This window comes from Saccharopolyspora oryzae (genome assembly GCF_027853915.1).
Taxonomy (GTDB): domain Bacteria; phylum Actinomycetota; class Actinomycetes; order Mycobacteriales; family Pseudonocardiaceae; genus Saccharopolyspora; species Saccharopolyspora oryzae.
This window is the reverse complement of the sequence record NZ_JAQGLA010000142.1, coordinates 1-9,776: the sequence shown is the minus strand read 5'-3', so window position 1 is coordinate 9,776 and position 9,776 is coordinate 1. Positions and strand designations below refer to the sequence as shown.

Here is a 9,776-nt window from a genome sequence, read left to right as displayed (position 1 = left end):
GAGCTCTGATCAGAGATTGGCGTTCAGACCGAGACACGTGCTCGGACCAAAAACCAAGTGGCCAGGCCAAAACAGGTACTCGGGCCAAAACAGGTGCCCGGGCCGGGAAAGCACTCGGGCCAAGGCAGATGCTCAGGCCGGGATAGGTGCTCAGACCTGGATAGGTGCTCGAGTCGAGATAGGTGCTCGAGTTGGGATTGGGTGCTCGGGCTGGCCTGTTCTCGTTGTGGTCACGCACCGTGTAGATTTTGTGGGTCACTGGTCTTTTCGAGTGGCTTTCTGGTCCTTTTTGTCTGTGATCGTTGGGCCGAACGGGTCAACGTCGGGGATTGCTCGTCACCGGTTCCGCGGGGAACAGTCCCAATCCGCGGAGGTGGGGAGAATGATCCAACTCGAGCACCACTGGCAGCCGGCCGGGCAGCACTGCCACGCGATCGACGGGACCGTGCCGTCCGGGCAGCACCGCGAGGGCGAGCCGATCACGACGCTGTGCGGGCAGCAGATCGATGCCGCCGAACCGACGGCGTTGAACTGGTTGTGGCCGACGTGCGGGGACTGCCTGCGGGCAGCAGGACGAATGCCGGGGGGCACCTCGTGAACAGGACCGTGGCCGTCCGGTACGCGTTCGGCGTGGTCGGCGAAACCCGCCGCGAAGCGCACCTGGCGACCGCGCCGGGCACCGGGATCCCGGCCGAGTGGCTGACCTTCTGCGGCGTGGAGATCCCCGCGAACCAGGCGGAGGTCTCCGACAAACCGGCCGGGATGCCCTGCGTCCGCTGCCTCGCCGGGGCCACCGGCTCGATCAAGTCGTGAGCACGCGTCCTCCCGCTCACATCGCCACGGCCAGGGACAGGGCGAAGTCGCCGGCGTCGTCGAGCCACCAGTGCCGCAGCTCGAACCCGGCGGCGGCGAGCTCGTCCTGGACCTGGGCGCGCCGGAACTTCGCCGAGATCTCGGTGCGGATCTCCTCGTCCTCGGCGAAGTCCGCGGTCAGCGCCAGATCGGCCAGCTCCACCCGCATCGGCCGCTCGGCGCGCAACCGCATCTCGATCCATTCCTGCTCGGCGTTCCACAGCGCCACGTGCCGGAACGCCCCGGGGTCGAAGTCGGCGCGCAGTTCCCGGTTCAGCACGCGCAGCACGTTGCGGTTGAACTCCGCGGTCACCCCTCGCGAGTCGTCGTAGGCGCTGACCAACCGGCCCGGGTCCTTCACCAGGTCCGTGCCCAGCAGCAACCACTCCCCCGGCCGGAGCGCCGAGCGGACCGCGGTGAAGAAACCGGCTCGTTCGGCGGGCAGCAGGTTGCCGATCGTGCCGCCGAGGAACGCCACCAACCGATCGGTTCCCGCGTCCAGCGCACCGAGCCCGCTGGTGAAATCGTCGACCACACCGCGCACGAACAGCTCCGGGTAGTCCAGCGCGATCGCGTCCACCGCGGCCCGCAGCGCGGAGATCGACACGTCCAGCGGCACGAACCGGCGCAGCGTCCCGTGCTTGCGCAGGGCGTCGAGCAGCAGGCGGGTCTTCTCCGACGACCCCGATCCGAGCTCCACCAGCGTGGCCGCGCCGGTGGCCTCGGCGATGTCCATCGCGTTGCGCTGCAGGATCTGCTGCTCGGCCCGGGTCTGGTAGTACTCCGGCAAGGCGGTGATCTGCTCGAACAGCTCGCTGCCCTCGGCGTCGTAGAACCACTTGGGGGACAACCACTTCGGTTCTTCGGTCATCCCCTCCCGGACGTCGGAGCGCAGCTCGCGGGCCGCGTCCTCGGCGGTGAACCGCACGATCAGTTCCGGTTCGCTCATCTCTCCCCCATCTCGGCCAGCGGCCGCACCTGAACGTCGTCGGCCTCTGCGACGACCACACTCCGGTCCGGGACTTCGCACCACCCGTCCCGCGCGCCGAACGGTTCGGACGCGACGGTCACCGCAGCGGAGCCCCGGCGCACCCACAGCGAGTGCGTCCACGTCGTGGCCACCACCCGGGATCCGTCGCTGAGCAGCAGGTTCAACCGCGAATCCGGTGCTGCGGCGGCCACTTCGCCCACCAGCTCCGACATCGCCACCGCGGGCTCGGCCCCGTCGAGGAGCCGCTGCCGCAGCAGCGCCCACAGCAGCGCCGAATCGGTGGCCGCCTCCATCTTCAGCAGGTCGACGACGTCCAACCGGGCGGCCAGCTTGGCCACCGAGTCCGGCCAACCGGTGACGCGGCCGTTGTGGCTGAACAGCCACCGGCCGTCGGTGAAGGGCGCGCAGGCATCGGGCACCACCGGCATCCCGACGGTCGCCGAGCGCACCGCCGCGACCACCGCGCCGCTGCGCACTTCGCCCGCGATGTCCCGGAAGGACTGGTCCGTCCACATCGGAGCCGCCGAGCGGTAGCGGGCCGTGGAGCCGTCCTCGCGGTACCAGCCGACGCCGAAACCGTCGGCGTTGATGGTGCCGCCGCCGCGCATATCGGCGGGAGCGAACGCCTGCTCCAGCAGCGAGTGCTCAGGTTCCAGCAGCAGGTCGGACAGCGCGACCGCCGACCCCAGGTATCCCACGTGTCGGCACATGGTCAGCCGCGCTCCCCCGCCCGCGGGGTGCGGGCGCAGCGGAACCCGGCGAAGATCTGCCTGCGGATCGGGTAGTCCCAGTTGCGGAAGGTGCCCCGGCAGGCGGCCCGGTCGGTGCCGAACGAACCACCGCGCAGCACCTTGTACTCGGGGCCGAAGAACACCTCCGAGTACTCGCGGTACGGGAAGGCCGCGAACCCCGGGTACGGCAGGAAGTCGGTGGCCGTCCATTCCCACACGTCCCCGATGAGCTGCCGCGCTCCGCAGGGCGCGGCACCGGCCGCGTAGGCCCCGGCGGGCGCCGGCTGCAAGTGCCGTTGGCCGAGGTTGGCGTGCTCCGGTTCCGGATCGTCGTCGCCCCACGGGTAGCGCAGCGACCGGCCAGTGCTCGGGTCGAAGCGCGCGGCCTTCTCCCACTCCTGCTCGGTCGGCAGCCGCTTCCCGGCCCACGCCGCGTACGCCTCGGCTTCGTGGAAGCTGACGTGCACTACCGGTTCGGCTTCCGGCACCGGCTCGACGTGCCCGAACCGGCGGCGCGTCCACCGGTCGCCGTCCCGCTGCCAGAACCGGGGCGCCTGCAGCTCGGCTCGCTGCCGGTACGCCCAGCCGGCCTCGCTCCACCAGTGCGGGTCCTCGTAGCCGCCGGCGTCGATGAACGCCAGGTACTGGCCGTTGGTGACCGGTGCGCTGTCGAGGTAGAAGTCGTCGACGTGCACCTGGTGCGCCGGGCGTTCGTTGTCCAGCGCCCACGGCTCGGTGGAGGTGCCCATGGTGAACGGACCGCCGGGCACGAACACCTCGGGCGGCAGGACGTCCACATCGGACGGTGGTGGTTCCGCGGTCAGCGCAGGGGCTCCGCTGCGCAGCTGGTGGGTGGCCAGCATCGTCTCGTCGTGCTGCTGCTCGTGCTGCACGATCATGCCGAAGGCGAAGGCCTGGTCGACCAGCCGCCGCCCCTCCAGCGGGGTGCGCTCCAGCAGGTCGAAGACCTTGTCGCGCACCGTTCCGACGTAGTCGCGGGCCTCGGCCGGTCCCAGCAGCGGCAGCTGCGGGCGGTCGCGGCGGGCGTGCTGGAAGGCGTCGTAGAGGTCGTCGATGTCCGGGCGGATCGCCTCGGCACCCCCGACGTCGCGCACCAGCCAGAGCTCCTCCTGGCTGCCCACGTGCGCCAGGTCCCACACCAGCGGGGACATCAGCGGCGAGTGCTGCTTGACCAGGTCCTCGTCGTCGACCGAGTCGGTCAGCTCGGCGCTGCGCCGCCGGGTGCGCGCCAGCTCCGCGGCCACGTGCGCGCGCAGGTCTTCCTCGCTCAGTTCTGCCAGGTTCACCGGATACCTCCGCAGTGATCAGCGATCGCCGGTCGCGGCGATGCGCCGCGCCACGAAGTCGGCCAGCTCACCGGACAGCCCCTCCGGGACGTCCGGCCCGTCGAGCAGCCGGCAGGCCAGCTCGAAGACGTCCTCGGCGACGTGCGCCAAGGTCCGGTCGAGCAGGCCGTGCCGCGCCGCGTGCACCCAGCGGCCCACCGCCGGGGACGTCAGCGCCAGCACCTCGTCCACCGTGGACTCCTCGCGGAACAGCGCGATCAGCGCCGCGGCCGGGAGCATCCAGCCGTCACCGGGCTGGGCGTCCAGGTAGCGGACCTCCAGGTAGCCGCGCGGCCGGACCGGCGGGAACACGGTGGTGAGGTGGTAGTCGAGGTCCTCGCGGGTGGGCGGGTCCGGCCACGTGCCGTGGATCCACTCCGCGAAGCTGATCCCGCTGGGCACCGTCCAGTCGTCGCCTTCGCGCCGCCGGCAGACCAAGGAGGTGTCCAGCACCCGCCTGGCCCAGCTCCCGGCCGGATCAGCGGTGATCGAGCCCGGACGGGTGCGCGGCGGATCCGTGCGCAGCAGCGCGCGGGTGCGGGTCGACACCCATCCGGTGCGTTCGCCGAACAGCAGGGGCGAGTTGGCGAAGGTCGCCATCATGACCGGTCCGAGCGCGTGCAGCGCGGCCCAGCGGGCGGCCACCCGGTCCGGTTCACCGGCGTCCAGGCACACCTGCACCCCGGCGGTGCTGCACATCATCAACCGGCCGTCCAGCCCGATGCGGTCGAACGCGGTTTCCATCGCCGCGTAGCGCGGCACCCGCAGGATCCGCCGGGGATGCCGCCACGGGTCGGTGCCCTGCTCGCCGAGCACCAGACCGGCCCGGCCCAACCGGCGCGCCACGTGCGCGGCATCGGCGGCGACCACGGTGAACAGCGAGCGCATGGAAGTCGTGGGGAGGCTGGAGACCTCGACCTGGCCACCGGGTTCGACGGTGAGCACCGAGCCGTTCGGCAGCGGTCGGTGCGGGCTGTCCGGGACCAGGGAGGGGGGCGCGTGTTCGCCGAGCGCGCTGATGAGCGTCGCGGCGTCGAGCGGGCGAGTCAGGTCGTCCTGGTGGTGCACGGTCCATTCGAGTTCGATGCCCATCAGCTTCGGGGGGCCGTGCTTGAAGCACACCGAGGCGACGTAGGCCTCGGCCTCCGCCCTGGTTCGAACGCGGGAGGTCGGGAAGTCAGCGGCGGCAGGATCGGTCGACACCGGCAACATGATCACCGTCCGTAATTGGCCGGTCACCGACGCTACCGCTCGTCCCCCATGGTCGCGACCCTTGTTCTCAATCACGCCAAGTGTTAACGGGATTCGGGTTTTTCGAGGTCCGTCCACCTGATCGGACGCGCGTCCGAACGGTGGGAGCCAGGTAGCAAAACGTACGTACGGATTGCCATCCTGCGGTGCGTCCTGGGACGATCAGGATATGCCTCGGGTCAGCCAAGACCACCTCGACGCCCGGCGCCGTCAGATCCTCGACGGCTCCCGGTCGTGCTTCGCGCGCTTCGGCTACGAAGGCGCCACCGTGCGCCGGCTGGAAGAAGCCACCGGGCTCTCCCGCGGAGCGATCTTCCACCACTTCAAGGACAAGGAGTCGCTGTTCCTCGCCCTCGCCGAGGACGACGCGACCCGGATGGCCGACGTGGTGGCCGAGCAGGGTCTGGTGCAGGTCATGCGCAACCTGCTCAACGCTTCCAGCACCGGCGCCCCCGCGCTGGGCGCGGACTGGCTGGGCACCCGGCTGGAGGTGTCCCGGCGGCTGCGCACCGACGAGGAGTTCCGGGAGCGCTGGGCGCAGCGCTCCGAGCAGCTGACCACCGCCACCCGGGCGCGCCTGGAGTGGCAGAAGCAAGCGGGCAACCTCCGCGACGACGTCGACGTCGACGTGCTGACCGCATACCTGGAACTGGTGCTCGAGGGCCTGCTCTCGCACCTGGCGATGGGGCTGCCCGCGCAGCACCTGACCCCGGTGCTGGACCTGGTCGAGGAAAGCGTCCGGCGCCACCGCACCCGCTGAGCGAAGATCCGGCGTAATCTCGCAAGCCTGATCGGATGAGCGCGAAGGAGCCCGCGGCGCTATGTGGAGCGAGTGGTGGAATCGCTTCCTCGCCTCTGACCCGTCCATGCGCAGGCTGCGCACCGCGACGCGGGTCACCCTCTCGGTCGCGCTGACCATCGCGGTCCTGCTGCCGGTGCTGGCCTGGTGGGGCCAGCCGCTGCCGCTGGCGATGCTCGGCGCCGTGGTGGCGATCAACTCCTCGCTCGGCGTCAACGACCCGCAGCGGCGCCAGCAGCAGATCACCACCCTGCTCATGCCGCTGCCGGTGACGGTCGCGCTGGTGCTGGCGATCCTCACCACGCCCTGGCCGCTGGTGCACGTCCTGGTGTTCCTGGTCGTGATCTTCGTGGCGGTCTACATCCGCCGCTTCGGCCCGCGGTTCTTCCCGCTGGGCATGGTCGCGTTCATGGGCTACTTCTTCGCGATGTTCCTGCAGCCGAAGCCGGCCCAGCTGCCCGCGCTGTTCGCGGCGGCGATCGTCGGAGCGCTGGCCGCGTTCGTGCTGCGGTTCCTGGTGCTGAGCGACTACCCCGAAGGAGTGCTCGAACGCGGTCTCCGGACGATGCAAGCGCAGGTCCACGGCCTGCTGCACGCCGTGCGGGACGTCGCCGAACAACCCGGATCGGTGGCGCGGCGACGCGAGCTGACCAACCGATCGGTGCGCCTCAACGAGACGTCGCTGATGCTCGAGAACGCCGTCGGCCAGCTCGATTCGCTCGACGAGGCCGGCCGCTACCGGCTGCGCCAGCGCATCCTCGACGTCGAGCTCGCCGCCGAGAACCTGCTGACCCCGCTGCTGCGGCTGGTCGACCACCCCAGCGGCGGCGACACGGTGCCGCACGCCGTCAGCGCGCTGCTGGCGGTGCTGCACGCCGACCCGCAGGACCTCCTGGTGGCCACACGGTGCGTCGCGGAAGGGATCGAGCAGCAGGGCTCGGTGGCGGTCGCGATGGCGGTGCGCCGGCTGGGCACCTGCCTGGCCGAGCTGTCCGACGCCACCGGCGAGCTCGCCGAAGACCGCGCCGAGCCCGAACCCGAGCCCGCCGCGGACTCGGACGCCGAACCCGCGGAACCGGCCGAAACCGGGCTGCAGCGCCCGGAAGTGCGGATGGCCGTCCAGGTCACCTGCGCGGCGGCGCTGGCCATCGTGCTCGGCCAGCTGGTCTCGCCGAACCGGTGGTACTGGGCGGTGATCACCGCGTTCGTGGTGTTCATCAGCACCAACAGCCGCGGCGAACTGCTGGTGCGGGCGTGGCAGCGCACCGCGGGCACGGTGCTGGGCGTGGTGGCCGGGATCCTGGTCGCCGCGCAGATCTCCGGGAACCTGGGCGCCGAGATCGGCATGATCCTGGTCTGCGTGTTCCTCGGCTTCTACTTCGCCGGGTTCTCCTACGCGGCGATGACGTTCTTCATCACCACGCTGCTCGGCGCCCTCTACGGCATGCTCGGCACCTTCGATGCCTCCGTGCTGGAGACCCGGCTGTGGGAGACCGCCGTCGGAGCCAGCGCCGGCGTGCTGGCCGCGGTGTTCGTCCTGCCGACCCGCACGCGGTCGCTGGTGCGCACCAACACGGAGGACTTCCTGCTGGCGCTGCGGGACTTCCTGCGCGGCACCGGGACCGAGATCAGCGAGCGGGGCGAGGTCACCGGCCTGCAGGAGTCGATGCGCGAGCTCGACGACGGCCTGCAGCAGGTCGTCCGCAGCACCCGGCCGCTGACGTTCTACCGGCTGCGGTCCCGCCGCAGCCAGGTGCAGCGGACCGTGACGATGATCAGCGGCTGCGCCTACTACGTGCGCAACCTGGCGGTGGCGCTGTCGGCGACCGCGGACATGGTCGACGAGGACACCCGCACCCGCCTGTCCGAGCTGCTGTGGGCGCTGGCCGACGCGGTGGAGTCGATGACCGGCGAAGCGCAAGCGGACTTCACCTCGGCGATGGATTCCGCGCACGTCACGGCCGATTCGCTGCACGACATCGCCGAGTCGCTCACCGACGGCCCGACCTCGCTGCACCGCACGATCCGCTGGCTCGACCGCACCACCCAGATCATCGAGGACCTGGCCCGCGAACTCGGCACCGCAGCAGAACAACGCGTCTGATGAACACCTCTGGTACAACCCGAACGGCGGGGTTCGCCGGACCCGGTAGCGGCTGATCGAATACGCTCCGGATCAGTCCGATTCCGCTCCGTGAGGAGAACTCCAGTGAAGCGCTCGTTCGCGCTCGGTCTGGCCGGTGCCGCGGTGCTCGCCAGCACAGCAGTCACCGGGTCGACCGCGCAGGCCGCGCCGGGCCTGCAGTTCGGGCCGTGCCCGGAAGACGTCAGCAAGCCCTACCCGCAACTGCAGTGCGCCGAGCTGCAGGTCCCGCTGGACTACCGCGACCCGTCCGGCGAGCAGCTGAAGCTGCTGGTCTCCAAGCAGCCCGCGCGCAAACCCGAGGCCCGCCGCGGATCGCTGCTGATCAATCCAGGCGGCCCCGGCGGACCGGGGGTCGGCTTCGCCGGATCGCTGGCCGCCAAGCTGCCCGCCGCGGTGCTCGACAGCTACGACCTGATCGGCTTCGACACCCGCAACGTCGCGCACAGCACCCCGATCAGCTGCGTCGACCCGGGCACCTACTGGAAGACCCCGCTGCCCGACCCGGACGCCCCGCAGGCCCGCGAGCAGAACTGGCAGCGCGCCCAGCAGTACGCCGACGGCTGCCAGCAGCGCGCCGGGAAGTACCTGCCGCACCTCAACACGCCGACCAACGCTCGCGACGTGGACCGGATCCGGGAAGCGCTCGGCGAGCAGAAGATCAGCTACCTCGGCTACTCCTACGGCACCTACCTGGGCGCGGTGTACGGGCAGCTGTTCCCGCAGCACGTGGACCGGATGATCTTGGACAGCATGGTCAACCCGGACACCTCGGAGATCTGGTACCGCAACAACCTCAACCAGGACATCGCCGCCCAGGAGCGGCTCGGGCTGTACTTCGACTGGATCGCCCAGCACGACGACGTCTTCCACCTGGGCACCGAACGCCGTCAGGTGCAGGCGGCGTGGGACGGCGTGCAGGCCGAGCTGCGCAAGGCGCCCCGCGGCAAGCTCGGGCCCGCGGAGTTCATCGACCTCGCCTTCAACGCGCTCTACGGCGAGACCTCCTGGAAGCCGCTGGCCGAGGGGCTGGCCGACTTCCACCTCCGCAACGACGACAAGAAGCTCGCCGACCAGGTCGAGCCCAAGGACGAGCTGGCGGAGAACGGCAACGCCATCTACAACGCGGTGGAGTGCGCGGATGCGCCGTGGCCGACCCGCCAGCGCGAGTGGGAGCGCGACTCCGAGCGGTTGGCGAAGGACTACCCGCTGGCCGCTTGGTACAACAGCTGGACCGTGGCGCCCTGCCGGTTCTGGCAAGCGCCCCGGCAGGAGCCGCTGAAGATCACCGGTGACGGCCTGCCGCCGGTCCTGCTGTTCAACTCCGAGCACGACGTGGCCACCCCGTACGAGGGCGCGCTGGAGATGCACCGCTCGCTGCCGTCCTCGGTGATGGTCACCGAGCGGGACGCGGGCAAGCACGGGGTGTGGGCGCTGGCCGGCAACGCCGAAGCGGACCGCATCGGCACCGACTACCTCGTCAACGGGACGCTGCCGCCCGACGACGTGGAGGTCCCCGGCCACCCGGCACCGGACCCGAAGGCCCCGGCGACCCAGCAGAAGACCCTCGACCTGCCGTTAACGCGCGGAAGGCCGGGCCCGACCCCGGACCCGGCCTTCCGCAGCAGGCGAACGACTCAGTGCCCGTCTGCAACCGGCTTTT

9 protein-coding genes are annotated in these 9,776 nt (G+C 70.7%); 5 read left to right on the top strand and 4 right to left on the bottom strand.

Going from position 1 to position 9,776, the window contains the following annotated elements:
- The first annotated feature begins 382 nt into the window (after positions 1–382).
- Positions 383–598, top strand: a complete 216-nt coding sequence (locus OU415_RS37010; RefSeq protein ID WP_270954393.1) for a zinc finger protein — start codon at positions 383–385, stop codon at positions 596–598.
- Positions 595–813 carry a hypothetical protein gene (locus tag OU415_RS37005; RefSeq protein ID WP_270954392.1) on the top strand — a complete coding sequence of 73 codons (219 nt, stop codon included), beginning with the start codon at positions 595–597 and terminating at the stop codon, positions 811–813. Before OU415_RS37010 ends, OU415_RS37005 begins: the two co-directional genes overlap by 4 nt.
- A gap of 16 nt (positions 814–829) precedes the next feature.
- Here OU415_RS37005 and egtD read toward each other — a convergent pair whose 3' ends face one another.
- The 4 genes from egtD to egtA are packed head-to-tail and all read right to left on the bottom strand — an operon-like array spanning position 830 to position 5,132.
- Positions 830–1,801, bottom strand: a complete 972-nt coding sequence (gene egtD / locus OU415_RS37000; RefSeq protein ID WP_270954391.1) for an L-histidine N(alpha)-methyltransferase — start codon at positions 1,799–1,801, stop codon at positions 830–832.
- Complete coding sequence (egtC, locus tag OU415_RS36995) at positions 1,798–2,553, bottom strand: ergothioneine biosynthesis protein EgtC (protein ID WP_270954389.1); 756 nt, start codon at positions 2,551–2,553, stop codon at positions 1,798–1,800. Before egtC ends, egtD begins: the two co-directional genes overlap by 4 nt.
- A gap of 2 nt (positions 2,554–2,555) precedes the next feature.
- Positions 2,556–3,881 (bottom strand): ergothioneine biosynthesis protein EgtB, encoded by a 1,326-nt coding sequence (egtB, locus tag OU415_RS36990; RefSeq protein ID WP_408641991.1) that lies wholly within the window; start codon positions 3,879–3,881, stop codon positions 2,556–2,558.
- Positions 3,882–3,899: 18 nt separating this feature from the next.
- On the bottom strand, positions 3,900–5,132 hold the full coding sequence (gene egtA / locus OU415_RS36985; protein WP_270954394.1) for an ergothioneine biosynthesis glutamate--cysteine ligase EgtA: 1,233 nt from the start codon (positions 5,130–5,132) through the stop codon (positions 3,900–3,902).
- 208 nt (positions 5,133–5,340) lie between these two features.
- On the opposite strand from egtA, the gene OU415_RS36980 reads away from it, so the two are divergent.
- The 3 genes from OU415_RS36980 to OU415_RS36970 form a co-directional block, all read left to right on the top strand.
- A complete protein-coding gene (locus OU415_RS36980) occupies positions 5,341–5,931 on the top strand; it encodes a TetR/AcrR family transcriptional regulator (RefSeq protein WP_270954388.1) in 591 nt (196 codons plus the stop codon).
- Between the two features lie 61 nt (positions 5,932–5,992).
- Positions 5,993–8,074, top strand: coding sequence for an FUSC family protein (locus OU415_RS36975; RefSeq protein ID WP_270954387.1), 2,082 nt, complete (start codon positions 5,993–5,995; stop codon positions 8,072–8,074).
- A 105-nt stretch (positions 8,075–8,179) separates the two neighbouring features.
- Positions 8,180–9,776, top strand: a 1,597-nt coding sequence (locus tag OU415_RS36970) for an alpha/beta hydrolase (protein WP_270954385.1), incomplete at its 3' end; no start/stop codon positions are given.

Bases quoted from the DNA above. Each gene is read 5' to 3' on its own strand.
- OU415_RS36975 (WP_270954387.1), top strand. From the start codon at position 5,993: ATGTGGAGCGAGTGGTGGAATCGCTTCCTCGCCTCTGACCCGTCCATG.
- OU415_RS36980 (WP_270954388.1), top strand. From the start codon at position 5,341: ATGCCTCGGGTCAGCCAAGACCACCTCGACGCCCGGCGCCGTCAGATC.
- egtC (WP_270954389.1), bottom strand. From the start codon at position 2,553: ATGTGCCGACACGTGGGATACCTGGGGTCGGCGGTCGCGCTGTCCGAC.
- OU415_RS37010 (WP_270954393.1), top strand. From the start codon at position 383: ATGATCCAACTCGAGCACCACTGGCAGCCGGCCGGGCAGCACTGCCAC.
- egtD (WP_270954391.1), bottom strand. From the start codon at position 1,801: ATGAGCGAACCGGAACTGATCGTGCGGTTCACCGCCGAGGACGCGGCC.
- egtA (WP_270954394.1), bottom strand. From the start codon at position 5,132: ATGTTGCCGGTGTCGACCGATCCTGCCGCCGCTGACTTCCCGACCTCC.